Annotated in this window: 15 protein-coding genes; 12 read left to right on the forward strand and 3 right to left on the reverse strand. The window is 39.2% G+C overall.

From position 1 onward, the window contains the following. Positions 1–74: 74 nt before the first annotated feature. On the reverse strand, positions 75–1,331 hold the full coding sequence (locus tag AAGS61_RS05550; RefSeq protein ID WP_391368487.1) for an NAD(P)/FAD-dependent oxidoreductase: 1,257 nt from the start codon (positions 1,329–1,331) through the stop codon (positions 75–77). A 244-nt stretch (positions 1,332–1,575) separates the two neighbouring features. Between AAGS61_RS05550 and AAGS61_RS05555 the strand changes: the two genes are divergently transcribed. The 3 genes from AAGS61_RS05555 to AAGS61_RS05565 all read left to right on the forward strand — a co-directional run bounded on the left by AAGS61_RS05555 (position 1,576) and on the right by AAGS61_RS05565 (position 5,538). Then, positions 1,576–3,189, forward strand: a complete 1,614-nt coding sequence (locus AAGS61_RS05555) for a putative polysaccharide biosynthesis protein (RefSeq protein ID WP_391368489.1) — start codon at positions 1,576–1,578, stop codon at positions 3,187–3,189. Positions 3,190–3,200: 11 nt separating this feature from the next. Continuing rightward, complete coding sequence (locus AAGS61_RS05560; protein ID WP_391368491.1) at positions 3,201–3,908, forward strand: pseudouridine synthase; 708 nt, start codon at positions 3,201–3,203, stop codon at positions 3,906–3,908. Positions 3,909–4,044: 136 nt separating this feature from the next. Further along, a complete protein-coding gene (locus tag AAGS61_RS05565; protein ID WP_391368494.1) occupies positions 4,045–5,538 on the forward strand; it encodes a GGDEF domain-containing protein in 1,494 nt (497 codons plus the stop codon). Between the two features lie 75 nt (positions 5,539–5,613). On the opposite strand, the gene AAGS61_RS05570 is transcribed toward AAGS61_RS05565, so the two are convergent. Next, on the reverse strand, positions 5,614–5,835 hold the full coding sequence (locus AAGS61_RS05570) for a DeoR family transcriptional regulator (protein WP_391369330.1): 222 nt from the start codon (positions 5,833–5,835) through the stop codon (positions 5,614–5,616). 553 nt (positions 5,836–6,388) lie between these two features. Between AAGS61_RS05570 and pepV the strand changes: the two genes are divergently transcribed. The 6 genes from pepV (at position 6,389) to AAGS61_RS05600 (ending at position 12,280) form a co-directional block, all read left to right on the forward strand. Further along, on the forward strand, positions 6,389–7,783 hold the full coding sequence (pepV, locus tag AAGS61_RS05575; RefSeq protein ID WP_391368497.1) for a dipeptidase PepV: 1,395 nt from the start codon (positions 6,389–6,391) through the stop codon (positions 7,781–7,783). A gap of 28 nt (positions 7,784–7,811) precedes the next feature. Beyond that, positions 7,812–8,663, forward strand: coding sequence for a D-amino-acid transaminase (gene dat, locus AAGS61_RS05580; protein ID WP_391368500.1), 852 nt, complete (start codon positions 7,812–7,814; stop codon positions 8,661–8,663). Between the two features lie 95 nt (positions 8,664–8,758). Continuing rightward, a complete protein-coding gene (locus tag AAGS61_RS05585) occupies positions 8,759–9,757 on the forward strand; it encodes a nuclease-related domain-containing protein (protein WP_391368503.1) in 999 nt (332 codons plus the stop codon). Beyond that, positions 9,754–10,680 carry a diacylglycerol/lipid kinase family protein gene (locus AAGS61_RS05590; protein WP_391368506.1) on the forward strand — a complete coding sequence of 309 codons (927 nt, stop codon included), beginning with the start codon at positions 9,754–9,756 and terminating at the stop codon, positions 10,678–10,680. Before AAGS61_RS05585 ends, AAGS61_RS05590 begins: the two co-directional genes overlap by 4 nt. Positions 10,681–10,746: 66 nt before the next feature. Beyond that, positions 10,747–11,394 carry a tRNA (guanosine(46)-N7)-methyltransferase TrmB gene (trmB, locus tag AAGS61_RS05595; protein WP_391368509.1) on the forward strand — a complete coding sequence of 216 codons (648 nt, stop codon included), beginning with the start codon at positions 10,747–10,749 and terminating at the stop codon, positions 11,392–11,394. A 19-nt stretch (positions 11,395–11,413) separates the two neighbouring features. After that, the gene (locus AAGS61_RS05600) at positions 11,414–12,280 is read left to right on the forward strand and encodes a YtnP family quorum-quenching lactonase (RefSeq protein ID WP_391368512.1); all 867 of its coding nucleotides are present in this window, start codon (positions 11,414–11,416) and stop codon (positions 12,278–12,280) included. Between the two features lie 157 nt (positions 12,281–12,437). Here the strand turns inward: AAGS61_RS05600 and AAGS61_RS05605 are convergent, their stop codons facing one another. Further along, entirely contained in the window at positions 12,438–12,755 is a 318-nt protein-coding gene (locus tag AAGS61_RS05605) for a hypothetical protein (RefSeq protein WP_391368515.1), read from the reverse strand. A gap of 670 nt (positions 12,756–13,425) precedes the next feature. Between AAGS61_RS05605 and AAGS61_RS05610 the strand changes: the two genes are divergently transcribed. The 3 genes from AAGS61_RS05610 (at position 13,426) to AAGS61_RS05620 (ending at position 16,139) form a co-directional block, all read left to right on the forward strand. Continuing rightward, positions 13,426–14,502 (forward strand): M42 family metallopeptidase, encoded by a 1,077-nt coding sequence (locus tag AAGS61_RS05610; protein ID WP_391368517.1) that lies wholly within the window; start codon positions 13,426–13,428, stop codon positions 14,500–14,502. Positions 14,503–15,041: 539 nt separating this feature from the next. Next, on the forward strand, positions 15,042–15,560 hold the full coding sequence (locus AAGS61_RS05615; protein WP_391368520.1) for a DUF84 family protein: 519 nt from the start codon (positions 15,042–15,044) through the stop codon (positions 15,558–15,560). A 63-nt stretch (positions 15,561–15,623) separates the two neighbouring features. Next, positions 15,624–16,139, forward strand: a complete 516-nt coding sequence (locus tag AAGS61_RS05620) for a hypothetical protein (protein ID WP_391368521.1) — start codon at positions 15,624–15,626, stop codon at positions 16,137–16,139. Positions 16,140–16,233: the final 94 nt, after the last annotated feature.

Below are 16,233 nucleotides of genomic sequence, written 5' to 3' on the forward strand. Positions count from 1 at the left end.
GCGGGTAAATGTTAAAAAATCGCGGGTATCTTACTCACATTCGCGGGTAAATTCTGAACCTTTTAATCCCTTACCTAGCAGCTTGCACCAGCACTCATACCAGCGATGCGTCCTGTCACAAGGGCAGATGTAATATTGTAGCCGCCTGTATAGCCGTGGATATCTAAAATTTCGCCGCAGAAGTATAGCCCTTGTTTTATTTTTGATGCCATTGTTTTCGGTTCGATTTCTTTCACGGAAACGCCGCCGCCTGTCACGAATGCTTTGTCCAGTGATTGTGTGCCGTGGACATCCATCGTAAAGCTCACTAGTTCGCGAGCGAATGCACGGATTTTGTCTTGTGATAGTTCAACACCAGTTAAAGAGGCATCGATAGTAGCCCGCGCTAATAAAAACAGCAACCAGCGCTCAGGGACGAGCGATTTCCATAAGTTTTTGACTGCTTTTTTTGGCTCCGCTTTAATGGTTTTATTGAGCATTTGCAAGCATGTCTCTTCGTTGTGCTCCACAAGTGATTGGATACGGATTTGTACGGGCGCTCCGCCATTTTTTTTTCGTTCTTTTACAACAAATTGGCTGCAACGTAAAATAGCAGGGCCGCTTAAGCCAAAATGAGTGAACAACATGTCCATTTGATGCGTAATGATTGCTTTACCTTTTTTATTGAGGACAGATACTGCAACATCACGCAGTGCGAGTCCTTGTAGCTCGCGTGATTGAATAAATGGTTCTTTAGATGTAATCGGTACTTCGGTTGGATATAGTTCTGTTACGGTATGACCTGCACGTTCTGCCCATGGATAGCCGTCCCCTGTTGAGCCTGTTTGTGGGACTGCCTTTCCACCAACTGCGATTACGACTGCTTTGGCACGTAGCTCTGTTCCATCAGTAAGGCGAACACCGTAAATCTTTTCATCATCCATCAGGAGCTTACTAACAGCTGTATTTAAACGAACATCTACTTTTAACCGTTTCATTTCATTCACTAATGCATTTACGACGTCTTGTGCGCTATTTGAGACAGGAAACATACGCCCGTGGTCTTCTTCTTTTAATTTCACACCTAGGCCTTCGAAAAATTCGATAATATTTTCATTATTATAAATTGTAAAAGGACTATATAAAAAACGCCCATTCCCTGGAATATGTTTGACGATTTCTTCTACTGATAGGCGACTTGTGACGTTACAGCGACCGCCGCCTGAAATGGCCAGTTTTTTTCCGACTTTCGCTCCTTTTTCTAGTAGTACAACTTTTTTATGTTGTTCAGCGGCTGCAATTGCGGCCATTAAGCCGGATGGACCCCCACCGACTACAATTACGTCTATCATAGTAATAACTCGCTTTCTTTTTCGATTTGCGTACCCACTATTATACACGAATTAGAGAAATGAATTGAGTAAATCCGTTTTGCCATGTAAACTAACAAATAGATTGTTTTTTTAAAGGCATCCTATTGCACTATTTTGAAGTGAATGGTGTTTTTCTAACATGCGAATCATAGGTACAATTGTTTAGAATAACATGATACATAAGCGAACATATTTTTATTTTAAAAAGGATTGGAAGGGTTGTATGTCCTCATTGATGAAAGGTACGGCGATATTAACAGTCGGCCTATTTTTATCGAAAGTGCTTGGTCTTATTTATGTTTTTCCATTCTACGCGATTGTAGGGGAAGAAAATATGGTGCTATACCAATATGCCTATATTCCATATAGTATTATGTTATCGATTGCGATTTCAGGGATTCCGCTTGCGGTATCGAAGTTTGTAGCGAAGTACAATGCAATGGGCGATTATGAAACGGGCAGAAGGCTACTTCGCTCGAGTACGAAATTAATGCTGTTAAGTGGTTTGATATCATTTTTATTTCTCTATGCAATGTCAACACCGATTGCCCATCTTGTGATTAGCGATAAAAAACAAGTTTTTACTGTGGAAGAAGTGGCAGATGTTATTAAATGGGTGAGCTTTGCCTTAATTGTTGTGCCATTTATGAGCTTACTGCGCGGGTTCTTTCAAGGGTATGGTCATTATTTACCGACATCTGTGTCACAACTTATTGAGCAAATTGCACGCATTATTATTTTATTAGGTGGTTCATTTATCGTTGTCTTTTTGCTAGATGGAGACGTCACAACAGCGATTAACTTTGCGGTATTTGCGGCGTTTATTGGGGCATTTGGTGGATTGTTCGTTCTTTCATATTATTGGAAAAAACTAAAGCCAGAGTTTGATTTAAAGCTACAGCAAGGCATTACACCAGCAGAGAAAGTGCCGTTATCAGATTTATATCAGGAAATTTTGAAGTACTCCGTGCCGATTGTGTTTGTTGGGTTGTCTAATCCGTTATTTCAAGCGGTTGATATGATTACATTTAACCGTACGATGATATCGATTGGGCTTGCTGAAGTAACAGATACGTATTTCAGTATGTTAAACTTTTTAACACATAAAATTGTTATTATTCCGGTTATGCTAGCAACAGGCTTCTCGGCAGCATTAATCCCAACGATTACGGAATATTACACGCTTGGGAAGTATAACGCTTTACGACATGCGATGGATAAGACGTATCAAGTATTGTTATTTGTTACGGTACCTGCTGTAGTAGGGATTATGATACTCTCGCCGTATATTTATCATGTGCTTTATGAGGAAAGTAAGATGGGGTCAGCTGTACTTGCCCATTATGCACCAGTGGCGATTTTATTTGCCTTATTTGCTGTTACGGCTTCTTTATTACAAGGAATTGACTACCAAAAATGGATTGTTTTTAGTTTATTGTCCGGCGTTTTAACGAAGCTTGTACTAAATATCCCACTTATCAAGTGGTTACAAGTGGACGGCGCTATTTTAGCGACAGCAATTGGTTATGGGGTCACAATTAGCATTAATATTTACGTGATTCACAAAGCATTAGACTATCAATCAATTATGGTACGCCGTCGCGTTTTATTAATTTTTATTTTAACAGGACTCATGGCAGCATCGGTTGTTCTGGCAATAGCACTACTTAATACATTTTTATCACCACATACAAAATTAATGGCGGCCGTGTATTGTATCGTTGGTGTGAGTGTAGGAGCGGGCGTATACGGACTAATTTCTTTCCGCATCGGCTTAGCGCAAAAATTACTTGGTGCAAGAGCAACGAAAATCGCTCAGAAATTAGGATTTAAATAGGAGGATGCGGCATGCGTTTAGATAAACTACTTGCGAACATGGGCTATGGTTCGCGAAAAGAAGTAAAGCAATTATTAAAAGAAAAAGCAGTGACAATCGACGGCGCTATTGTCAAAGATGCAGCGATGAAAGTAGATCCGGAGACGCAAGACGTATCGGTTTACGGTGAGCGCGTTGTTTATACGGAGTTTATTTACTTAATGATGAATAAGCCACCAGGTGTCATTTCGGCAACGGAAGATCGCTATGACGAAACGGTGATCGATTTACTAGATCCGTTAGCACAGCATTTTAAGCCGTTTCCTGTAGGAAGGTTAGATAAGGATACAGAAGGATTATTGCTTATTACGAATGATGGCAATTTAGCACATAATTTATTGTCGCCGAAAAAGCATGTTCCGAAAACGTATTATGCAACCATTGAGGGTGTTGTTACGGAAGCGGATATTGAGGCATTCCGTAAAGGCGTTGAGCTAGATGACGGTTACGTGACAAAACCAGGAGAACTGGTCATTTTAGCATCGGATGCGATTTCTGAGATTGAGCTAACGATTCAAGAAGGAAAATTCCATCAAGTGAAACGTATGTTTGAGTCTGTTGGTAAAAAAGTCACGTATTTAAAACGGTTATCAATGGGTTCTCTTGTGTTGGATGAAACGCTTGAACTTGGTGATTATCGAGAATTAACAGAAGAAGAGTTAGGGAATTTATTGAAATAAATAACAAAGATGTTTCTGATTTGTAAAGAAACATCTTTTTTCTTTTGTATTAGTGCTAAAGTAAGGTATAATTAGAAATATTGGAAAATGTAAAGTGCTTTTGGTGTTACATAGATAAATGGAGACGTGGGACTTTATGAAGAAATTACAAATACGATTACTCTTATGTTTAATTACTTTTTCTATTATTTTAGTATCTGTAGTAACATTTACAAATCGAGAATTATTGCGCAAGGATATAAAAGCAGAACAACAAAAAAGCTGGGAGCTAATTGAAAATCATATTTTAAGTGATATGACAATCATTGATAATGCCCATTATTACTTTGATTCTGTTGTGTCTGAACAATTAGAAACAGAGCTGCGTAAAATGGCTGCACTTTACGAGGAAAATCCAGATGTGTCGAAGTGGGATTTGGAAGCTTTAAAAGCACAGCATGGATATGAAATTTATATTTTAGATGAAACGAATACAGTTATACATACGACATTTACATCGGATTTAGGACTAAGCTTTTCCGCTTGTTGTAGTAAATTTTCTGCCGGCTTAGATAAGCGAAGACTATCTGGAGAATATTATTCGGACGCGATTAATATTTCAACGACTACAGGCGAATTATGGAAGTACAGTTATTTAGCTACGCCAGACAAAAAATATTTGCTGGAGCTTGGTTTGAATGCATCAAATGTCGATCTTTTTCAGAAATTTAACTTTTTTAAAACGGCAACAGATTTAAACAATAAATATAATGATTTATTAGAGGTTCGGATTTTAAATTCTGGAGGCTATTATTTAGATGCCAATCCAGGAGAAGATTATAAGATTAAACATGAAGATGAACGATTTAAAGAGGCTTATGAGAAGGCATTACAAACAATGGAGCCTGTAGAATACACTGATCAATTAGCAGACGGTTATATGGAAATATCAAGATTTATCCCTTATCAGGCAGAGCAAGTACGAGGGGCATCGACGAAACGTGTGATTTATATGAAATACGGGAATAGCAATGAACTAGCTTCGTTAGAGCGGAACATACAACAATTCTGGTTGATTTTAGTGATTGCTATCGTGACGTCATTAATTTTACTCGTTGTGATTAGTGGTATTTTAACGAAAACAATTCGTCTAGCAACATTTGATCCGTTAACAGGTGTGAATAATCGCGCCTCTTATGTAAATGTAATGGACGAACTACTTCAACGAAAACGGAAGGACAATGTAGGGCTCCTTTTAGTCGATTTAGATAATTTTAAACAAGTCAATGATCAATACGGACATATGGAAGGTGACCGTGTTTTAGTTGAAACAGGGGCTATTTTAAAGAACGTAGTGAAAAAGGAAGGGATTGTCGCACGCTTTGGCGGTGATGAATTTGCGATTGTGTTACCAAATACAACAGTTGATCGGATAGAAGCAATTGCTCATGAGGTGTTACAAGCCTTTCGGATGAAGAAGAAGGGGGCGGATGAAGCATGGGAGGTCCTTTCAATTAGTGTTGGTGGAGCACTGCAACAAGAGGAAAAGGAAACGGAAGCGATGCTCTTTACACGGGCAGATAAGGCATTATATCAATCTAAAAATAGAGGGAAAGATTGCTATACAATGTATGGGTTTGCTGATAAATAAAGAAGTTTAAGCTAAAAAGAATGCTCCCCGACGAAAAGGAGCATTCTTTTTTATTGCATGGTTTGTTTTCTTGTTCTATGAAGTTAGCTTTACTTTTTTCTTCGTCGTTGTCCATTTACCTCGGCTTGGGCTCATAACCAAGTCGTTGAAGGCTAACACATTCAAATCTCTTTGAATGGTGCGAGGAGTGATGTTAAACTCTTCGACTAAATCCTGTGTAGACACTTCCCCTTTATCAAGAATAAACATGTACACGTCTTTAATACGATTAAGCATTCTATCAGTAGTTGGTTTCATCATTTAATGAACCACTCCTTCATCTTAATTCTCATGGCAAAGACTAGCGGACGACAAGTTGTGCTGGGTGCACAAAGGCTTTAAATTTCTGCCTTAGACAGCCCCTTTTCATATTAAATTTTATCAGAACAAATATTCTGATAAGATTATTATAGCGAAAAATCGATGAAATTTCTATATATTGTGTGTAAATATTAGAATATTTACACTGACAACACAATTTTCAATAGATTTACTCACAATGAGTAAAAGTTCATTCTAAAAATACCAATCAGATAGTGAGAGGTATTAAAAGAAAGTAGTATCCTAGCCTCCGCGCTTTGCCACAGCCTACACAGGAGCAGCGAGGTACGAGCGACGAGGAGGCTGAAGCCATGCCCGTGGAAAGCGAGCCGAATGGAGTGGAAATCAACGGTTAACACAATGGTAATATATGTTTCAGGATTTACTCATTATGAGTTTATTTAGTGGACACCCAAATACCGAATGAATGAAAGTTGTAATTTTGAGAAATAAGAGTAAAATAGCGATATTAGAAATTGAGGTGTTATAAATGGATTGGTTAAAGCTAGCGAAAGAGCGAGAAGAAGAGCTATTAAACGAGCTTCGTGAATTGTTGCAAATTGAGAGTGTATTAAATGAAGAACAAGCAACACTAGATGCACCATTTGGACCAGGACCACTACAAGCACTACAGTTTATGTTAAATAAAGGGCAACAAGAAGGCATGGTCGTAAAAAATATTGACAATATGGCTGGACATATTGAAATCGGAGAAGGAGAAGAACTGCTCGGCATTTTATGTCATGTTGATGTAGTACCAGCAGGGAATCCTTCAATTTGGACATATCCACCATTTGAAGGACAAATTGTTGATGGGAAGCTATATGCACGCGGGGCAATCGATGACAAAGGACCAACAATGGCAGCATGGCTTGCGATGAAAATAGTGAAAGATGCTGGTATTACGTTAACTAAACGTGTCCGCATGATTATTGGCACGGATGAGGAAAGTGGTTTCCGCTGTGTACATCGCTATTTTGAAAAAGAAGAAATGCCGACAATCGGGTTTGCGCCAGATGCTGATTTTCCATTAATCAATGCTGAAAAAGGGATTGCGCATCTCGTATTGACCCAAAAGCTAGCACCAAATGTAGAAGAAAGGCTTCTTTCATTTGAGGCGGGTAAGCGCACGAATATGGTACCTGACACAGCGACTGCAGTCGTTAAAAAAGCATCAGAGCAGATTAGTGAGAAGTTTCAGAAGTTTTTATCACAAAATAGCACAGAAGGTACTTTAAATTTAGAAGGTGACCGCTATATAATAACTATTAAAGGAAAATCTGCGCATGCAATGGAGCCAGAACAAGGTCGCAATGCCGCTGTATTACTTGCGAAGTTTTTAACATCCGAGCTACATATAGGGGCGGGTGCTGAGTTCGTTCACTTCATGACAGATGTGTTTGATGGGGACCACACCGGTTCTGTACTTGGATTTCATTATCGGGATGAGATGTCAGGGGAGACGACGTTAAATCCTGGGATTGTCACATTTGGTGAACAAGGTGGCGTCATCGAAATCAGTATGCGCTACTCTGTGACGTATCCGTTTGATGAGAAAATGACGGATATACAAGCACGTATGACAGATACACCGTTTACGCTTGATATAGCGGGAAATTCTACGCCGCATTATGTATCGGAAGAGGATGAACTTGTACAAACGCTTCTTTCTGTGTACCAAAAGCATACAAATGATTTTTCGAAAGTTTTATCGACAGGTGGCGGCACGTATGCACGCGTATTAAAAAAAGGCGTGGCATTCGGCATGCTATATCCAGGGGAGCCGGATGTAGCACACCAAGCAGATGAATATGTTGTAGTAGACAATTTAGTGAAAGCTGCTGCTATTTATGCAGAAGCCATTGTTAAATTAGCTAGTAAATAAATTTTAGAAGAGAAAAGGATGAGTACAGGTGGGTTACAGTTTATGGAATGACCGCATCGTAGCGGACAATGAAGTAGTAGTAGATAAAGAAGATCGCGGTTATCAGTTTGGTGACGGCGTATATGAAGTAGTCAAAGTATACAACGGACAATTATTTACCTTAGAAGAGCATGTAGAACGTTTCTACGCTAGTGCAGAAAAAATTAAAATTACAATTCCTTATACAAAAGACAAGCTATACACATTGCTTCATCAATTAGTGGAAGCAAACGAGATTAATACAGGTCATATTTATTTCCAAATTACACGTGGCGCTTGCCCACGTAATCATATTTTCCCTGGAGACGATGTAGTACCCGTATTAACAGGGAATGCCAAAGAAAATCCACGCCCAGTGGCAAACTTTGAAAACGGTGTAAAAACAACATTTGTAGAAGATATTCGTTGGTTACGCTGCGATATTAAATCGTTAAACCTTTTAGGTGCTGTGCTTGCAAAGCAGGAAGCGCATGAAAAAGGCTGCTACGAAGCGATTTTACACCGTGGAGAAACAGTAACAGAAGGCTCATCTTCTAACATTTATGGTGTGAAAGATGGCGTTCTTTACACACATCCAGCAGATAACTTTATTTTAAATGGTATTACACGCCAAGTAATTTTAAAATGTGCCGACGAAATTGGTCTGGCAGTAAAAGAAGAAGCTTTCACAAAAGAGCAACTACTTGCAATGGATGAAGTCATTGTATCTTCAACAACTTCAGAAGTGACACCGGTTATTGATATTGACGGTACAGCAATTGGTGGCGGTAAGCCAGGTGAGTGGACACGTAAATTACAAGCACAATTTGATACAAAAATCCCACAGCCAATTCAAGCATAATAAGGACGAAAGTAGAGGGGCTCTTATAGCGACCTCTACTTTTTTCATGTAAAATAATAAAAAGCTATAATTAGGAAAAAATGGGGAGTGTGTATATGGCTCAATTAGTGAAGCTACAAGATTACATTTCACGCTATCAAATCGATTTAACTCGTTACCCAACGCAATTTGTGCGATTGAAAAAAGGGCAATGGGAGCGCGTAAAATATCAATGGCAGACAGGTGGAGACATTGGGCAATGGGAACATATAGAGGTCGAAGCTGAAGAAGTTCCAATAGAAAAATCACGTTTCTCTTTTTTGAAAAAATTACTACCAAATCGTGCAAAAGAAGATGAGAAAAATGAGGATGTTGAATCAGTAGATGTTTCAACGGAACTAGATGAGGACTATATTCCAGAGGAAGAAACCACGCTTCATTTTGAACCGAATATTGTATATAACCCTCAAACCGTTGCTGAATTAAAGCATATGTTTATGGACCAATTTTTCCATTTCCAAATAAAGTGGGCTAGCTCGACATTACGTGAAAAATCATATGTAGACCCGAAATTTATGCGTGATACGTTGCTTCGTTCGTTATTGCAAACATTACCAGATAGCTATTTAATTTTTTATCGTCCGATTTTACGTTTAAAGAAAGCGCCTATTGAACTGGAAATTATTATTCTGACACCGACGGATTGTTATATTGTCAAAGTATTGGAGGAAGAGAATCAAGCGGTTTATATAGGTGGTGGGGAGCGTTTCTGGATGAAAAAAGTAGGGAAGCTTGATAAAAAAACGCTTAGCCCCATCATTGATTTAAATCGGACCGAGGCAATTGTAACGCGATTATTTCAAGAAGAAGGAATTGAAATCCCTATTCGAAAAGTCATTTTATCACGCAATGGCTATATCGATTATCCGGGTACGGTGTATGGGTTACAGTTTATTGATAAACGGAAGTTTCCACAATGGATGGAGCAGTTAAAACGATCTGTTTCTCCGATGAAGCATATGCAAATACGTGCAGCACAAGCGATTTTAAAATCTGCGGAGACAACCTCCTTCCATCGTGATATTTGGCATGTGGAAGAGTCAAAAGAGCAGTGAAGCTAGCATTTATCATTAATGAATTTGCCGGGAATGGTAAAGGACGTCGCATATGGAAAAATATAGAACGTAAGCTAACGGTACCGTATGAAGCATATATCTCACATTATCCCAAACATGCCTTTTTGCTTGCTCGTGAGTTAGCTGAACGTGCGGCAAATGATAAACAGCAAGTATTATTGATTGTTATTGGTGGAGATGGGACAGTTCACGAAGTAGTAAATGGCTGTGTAAATTGTAACTATATTATACTTGGGAATATACGTGCAGGTTCGGGGAATGACTTTGCACGTGGCTTTTTCGCATTTCGCAATGCACAGGAAATTGCATCGTTTTTGCACAAGCCAAACGTGAGAAAAATTGATATTGGTCACATACAGTGTCCGAATGAACATTTTTTTGTGAACAACTGCGGGATAGGTTTTGATGCGTTTGTCGGTATAAAAGCAAATAAGTCAAATATAAAGAAATGGTTGAATAAAATAGGGATGGGGAAACTGAGCTATGTGTATTATGTCGTGTTAGGCCTGTTCATGTTTAAGCCGTTTTCGTTAACAGTACAGCATGGGGGACAGACGTTGCACTATGATCAAGTATGGTTTGCGACTGTGAGTAATCAACCGTATTTTGGTGGGGGAATGAAAATTTCACCGCATTCGATTACAGCAGATGGTAAATTAGAGTTAACGATTGTACATAAATTATCTAGGTTAAAGTTTCTAACGATATTCATGACTGTCTTTTTGGGCGTACATACGCGTTTTTCGCAAGTTGCACAGATGAGTGGAGCGACGTTTCGATTTCAAGGTGACCGTATGTTACCGTGTCACGCAGATGGTGAAGAAATAAACGATCACGGGTTGGCATTGAACGTAAACGTTCGTCCTACAGTAATAAAAATAGCGGAAAGATTATCGGATTAAAGCAAAAGGAAGAGAATTACGCTATAATAGCAAATAGATGTAAGTTATAGAAAAGAGGAAACAAAAGTGAGATTAAGAAATAAGCCTTGGGCATTAGATTATATTAATGAGCATACAGATGTGATCATTCCGAATCCTGAGGACTATCAAGGTAAGTGGCATGAAGTATTTGGCAATAACAATCCTGTACACATTGAAGTAGGCACAGGAAAAGGACAATTTGTACTAGGCATGGCAAAGCAAAACCCCGATATTAACTATATCGGCATCGAGCTATTTGATAGCGTGATTGTATGTGCTTTAGAGCGTATTGTCGAAGCAGACAAGCCAGCAAACTTACGCCTATTAAAAGTGAACGGGGCGAAGTTACAAGACTATTTTGCAAAGGGCGATGTAGCTCGCGTGTATTTGAATTTCTCGGATCCTTGGCCAAAAACGCGTCATGCAAAGCGCCGTTTAACGCATGAAGGGTTCTTGAAGTTATATGAGTCGGTTTTAATCGATAACGGTGAAATTCATTTCAAAACAGATAACCGCGGATTGTTCGAGTATTCTTTAGTGAGCATGAATCAGTATGGGATGCGTTTAAATTATGTATCATTAGATTTACACGCTGAAATGCCTGAGGATAATATTATGACAGAGTATGAAGAAAAGTTTTCGGCTAAAGGTCAACCGATTTATCGATTAGAATCACAATTTTTAACTAAATAGTATTAAGGGGGATGTATGGATGGATGAATTAGTATTTCATAATATGAAACTTACTTGGTTAAATGGGGGTGTAACGGCGCTAGATGGTGGTGCGATGTTTGGGGTTGTACCAAAGGCGCTATGGTCACGTAAGTATCCTGTAAATGATAAAAATCAAATTGAATTAGCTTGTGAGCCGATTTTAGTGCAGTATGAAGGGAAAAATTATTTAATTGATACTGGGGTAGGATTTGGCAAGTTAAATGAAAAACAGCTTCGTAATTACGGTGTATCAGAAGAGTCGACTATTTTTGAAAGTCTGCAAGAGCTTGGGTTAAAAGCAGATGATATTGATGCCGTTTTAATGACACATATGCATTTTGATCACGCAGGTGGTTTAACGTATTGGGAAGGTGATACGCTTGTTCCGGCATTTCCGAATGCAACGATTTACGTGACACAACTAGAATGGGATGAAATGCGTAATCCGAACATGCGCTCACGTAATACGTATTGGAAAGAAAATTGGGAACCAGTACAACATCTTGTGAAACCATATGAAGGTGAGCTTGAAGTAGCTCCAGGTGTTAAACTGATTCATACAGGTGGTCATAGTGAAGGGCATGCGATTGTGCGTTTAGAGCAAAATGGCGAAGTGTTACTACATATGGCGGACATTATGCCGACACATGCGCATCAAAACCCGTTATGGGTCATGGCATATGACGATTATCCGATGACAAGCGTGTTTGCGAAAGAGCGTATAATGAAAGAAGCGTTTGAGAACGACTACAAATTTATTTTCTATCATGATGCCTATTACCGCATGCTGCAGTGGGATGCGACGGGAAAAGAAATCGTAGACAGCTTAAAGCGCTCAAACGAAGCGTTCATTCAATTTAGTTAAATAAATGACCGTGTCTCTTATGGAGAACACGGTTTTTTGAGTTCTTCAGAAAGTTCATGGTTAAAAAGAAGGAGCTGTTCAATGCTGAACAGCCCCCTTTAATATTTATAAAAAACGATCATGCTCCTGTGGCGTCTCGGAAGAACTTTAGACGCCCTTAGCTAACGAGTTGAAGATCTACAACAGCTCCTGTACGAGCATCAGCCGCAAATTCATATGTTTCCATTTCGCCGTCTTTCATACGAGAAATGCCACCACGGTAAACAGGGATGGCTGTAAAACCATTTGTGAAGTTTTCGGTTTTCATGTAAATCCATGAGCCGTCGATCGGTGAGTCCTTTTTAAAGTCCTCTTTAATATTTTCTAAAATTTCATTGGCCGATTTATAAGGTGACACTTTTTCTGTTACTTCTTTAATGATAACTGCTGCAGCCAAGCCTGTTACGACTCCCAACATAAAATCACGTAATTTCATCCTAAGCCCCTCCTTCATCTCTTTATTACTTTACCATAAGTGAAAAAAGTTGTAAAAAGCAACCTATTGATAAGAACTATCATAGCAGTTTAACTACTGTGTTTTGTTCGGATTACGAAATATAAAGGGGTTGTGTTATAATAAAAATACATACTCGTAATGAGCAAAAATACATCCTAAAAATACAAGTAAGGTAATTTAAAGTGGTATCGTAGCCTCCGCGCTTTGCCACAACCTACACAGGAGCTAAAACAGGCGTGGCCTGTTTGGATCTCCTGTTCCGGCTCCTGTGGCTATGGCGCGCTACGGCAAAAAGTGAATACTTCTCAATATGCTAAAAATTCTTCTTCTTCTCTAAAAGAAATCATTTTTTTCCCATTTGCAAGTATTGTCTCCTTGCCTCTATTGCAATCAATAGGTAACTTTCGATACTGTTTGGCAACCGATTATTTATGAAACACTAGTTGCTTGTAGCGGAGGCACGAGACTCCTACGGGAAAAGCGAGACAATCAAGACCCCGCAGGAGCGAAGGATGAGCGACGAGGAGGCTTGATCTCGCCCGTGGAAAGCGAGTGCCGGAGCGGAAAGCAACGGTTACTCGAATGGTAATATATGTTTATGGATTTACTCATTATGAGTACATATTAACGATGAGGAGTTGTCTATAAAATGAATCAAGAGACAATGCAATTGTTTAAAATGTTGACTGAGCTTCCGGGTGCCCCAGGTGATGAGCGTGCAGTACGCAATTTTATGCGGTCTGAGCTTGAGAAATATTCAGATGAAATCGTCCAAGATCATTTAGGTGGTATTTTTGGTGTACGTTATGCACAAAAGCACGATGCACCCAAAATTTTAGTGGCTGGTCATATGGATGAAGTAGCATTTATGGTTACTTCGATTACTGATAACGGCATGATTCGTTTCCAAACGCTTGGCGGTTGGTGGAACCAAGTAATGTTGGCACAACGCGTGATGGTGTACACAAAAGACGGTGAAATCCCAGGTGTTATTGCATCCATTCCACCACATCTTTTAACGGATGCAGAGCGCGCGAAACCGATGGATATTAAAAATATGTTGATTGATATTGGTGCGGATAGTAAAGAGGATGCGGTGAAGATAGGTGTACGTCCAGGACAATCGATTCTGCCCGTTTGCCCATTTACACCAATGGCAAACCCTAAAAAGATTATGGCAAAAGCATGGGATAACCGTTATGGTTGTGGGCTTGCGATTGAGCTACTAAAAGAATTAAAAGATCAACCGGTACCGAGCCATGTATACTCAGGGGCGAATGTCATGGAAGAAGTAGGTCTTCGCGGCGCCCAAGTATCAGCTCATATGATTAAGCCAGATTTATTTTTTGCATTAGACGCTTCCCCAGCAAATGATACATCTGGTGATAAAAAACAATTCGGTCAGCTTGGAAAAGGACCATTGCTTCGAATTTATGATCCAACGATGGTCATGCACCGTGGCATGCGTGAATTTATTTTAGATACAGCTGAATCGAATCATATTCCATATCAGTATTTTGTCTCGCAAGGCGGTACAGACGCAGGACGTGTGCATACGGCGAACGACGGTATTCCATCAGCTGTTATTGGTATTTGCTCCCGTTATATTCATACGGCTGCTTCTATCATCCATGTTGATGATTATGCCGCTGCGAAAGAATTATTAGTAAAGCTTGTACAATCAGCAGATCAATCCACAATCGACTCCGTTCGTTCGAATGTATAAAATAACTGGCTGTGGGGGTATCTTTTACTTAGCTATGAAAAAATGTAGAATGAATACAATGAGGATTTGTATCTCTTCAGAAAAGTTTTAATTTACGTACCTGAATTTTAGAGAAATATCCATAATTTTCATATGTAAAAAAAGATGCCCACTTGAAGGGCATCTTTTTTGCAGTTAAAATAGTCAAAGTGATGTAATTCACAAGAAACGATTGTATGTATAAGTTAAATTTATTCTTTACAGAAGCTAGGAACTTGTAGCCAATGTAAATGTAATTAAATATATACCTTAAAATGCGATTCAATATCAAACTATGTTCTTGATTAAAAAAGGTAGGAATCTAAAAGCACATGAGGTGAAGGGCGGCGACTCCTGCGGGAAAAGCGAGAAAGTCGAGACCCCGCAGGAGCGAAGAATGAGTGACGAGGAGGCTCGACCTCGCCCGCGGAAAGCGTCCGCCCGTAACGGAATGTGCGGTCAAGTACATGTTTTGGTGAAGAGCCTAAAATGTAATATAAAAATACATGGAGATGAACGGCTTGTTAATAGCGATTGGAACTAAAAATAAAGCGAAAACAGCGGCAGTTGAAGCAATTGCGGCTCAATACTTTGACAATAGTGTATTTGAATATGTCAGTGTACCATCGGGTGTATCTGAACAACCATTTTCAGATGCTGAAACGCGGCAAGGTGCCATTAATCGTGCGCTTAATACACGTCAAGTGACTAATGCAGATCTGAGCTTCGGTTTAGAAGGTGGTGTTTATGAAATGGATGGCATGATGTATTGTTGTAACTGGGGGGCGGTGGCATTAAAGAATGGAACAGTTATTTCGAGTTCCGGTGCTTCGTTTATGTTACCTGAAGAAATTGCTGTAAAGTTGCGTGTTGGAGAAGAGCTTGGCCCTGTCATGGATACTTTTACAAAAACAAAGGATACTCGCCATCACGCAGGGGCAATCGGCATTTTTACAGACGGATTAGTGGATCGCAAGGCTATGTTTGAACATATTGTCACACTTCTAATTGGTCAAGTACTCTATTATTTGAAACAGTAAGCATCATTTTTGCGTTTTAATAAGTAAAAATTTTAAAATAAATAACGAAAGTGAGGGAGTATGGTGAATCGGAAATGGATTCATTTAATTGGGATAAGTTTAATGTTACTAGTATTAGCGGGTTGTGGAAAAACGGTAGAGGAACAAATTACAGAAGGCGTTGCACTCGCAGCGACAACTTTTGAAGCGCAGTCGGTACAGCCGACAACCGAAATTGGTAAAATTAACGTCTATTTACCAACCGGCTATAAAGTAGAAGAAGGCGCGAATGAAATGAATTATATTTTCTCCAAAGGAAAAGATTCATTTATTTTATTCGTTAATACGATTGAAGCAGAAGATAGTCGTTTGCATTACGAGAATTTAATTAATGATTCCACTTTAAAAGTGATAGAAAAAGAGACATTTGAAGTTGAAAAGGCGTTTGGTTTTACGGCGGTCATTGAACATAGCGAAGAAGAGTACGAGCTTGTTGTGTCAAGTGGTGGCGTAAAAATGACAACGATTTCAGCTAATAAAAAAATCGATGAGAAATTAACGGAAATGACGGAAATTGTCCGTTCTGTACAAGTGCAATAATCGTACAAAGGGCATCATTTTTGATACAATAGTATGTAAATACACGTGACGGTTCACTGTTGTGAGCCGTTATTTCTATGTAAGGAAGTGATTG

It is taken from the genome of Lysinibacillus sp. KU-BSD001 (assembly GCF_042920265.1).
Classification (GTDB): Bacteria; Bacillota; Bacilli; order Bacillales_A; family Planococcaceae; genus Lysinibacillus_B.

Bases quoted from the DNA above. Each gene is read 5' to 3' on its own strand.
- AAGS61_RS05550 (WP_391368487.1), bottom strand. From the start codon at position 1,331: ATGATAGACGTAATTGTAGTCGGTGGGGGTCCATCCGGCTTAATGGCC.
- AAGS61_RS05555 (WP_391368489.1), top strand. From the start codon at position 1,576: ATGTCCTCATTGATGAAAGGTACGGCGATATTAACAGTCGGCCTATTT.
- AAGS61_RS05560 (WP_391368491.1), top strand. From the start codon at position 3,201: ATGCGTTTAGATAAACTACTTGCGAACATGGGCTATGGTTCGCGAAAA.
- AAGS61_RS05565 (WP_391368494.1), top strand. From the start codon at position 4,045: ATGAAGAAATTACAAATACGATTACTCTTATGTTTAATTACTTTTTCT.
- AAGS61_RS05570 (WP_391369330.1), bottom strand. From the start codon at position 5,835: ATGAAACCAACTACTGATAGAATGCTTAATCGTATTAAAGACGTGTAC.
- pepV (WP_391368497.1), top strand. From the start codon at position 6,389: ATGGATTGGTTAAAGCTAGCGAAAGAGCGAGAAGAAGAGCTATTAAAC.
- AAGS61_RS05585 (WP_391368503.1), top strand. From the start codon at position 8,759: ATGGCTCAATTAGTGAAGCTACAAGATTACATTTCACGCTATCAAATC.
- AAGS61_RS05600 (WP_391368512.1), top strand. From the start codon at position 11,414: ATGGATGAATTAGTATTTCATAATATGAAACTTACTTGGTTAAATGGG.
- AAGS61_RS05605 (WP_391368515.1), bottom strand. From the start codon at position 12,755: ATGAAATTACGTGATTTTATGTTGGGAGTCGTAACAGGCTTGGCTGCA.
- AAGS61_RS05610 (WP_391368517.1), top strand. From the start codon at position 13,426: ATGAATCAAGAGACAATGCAATTGTTTAAAATGTTGACTGAGCTTCCG.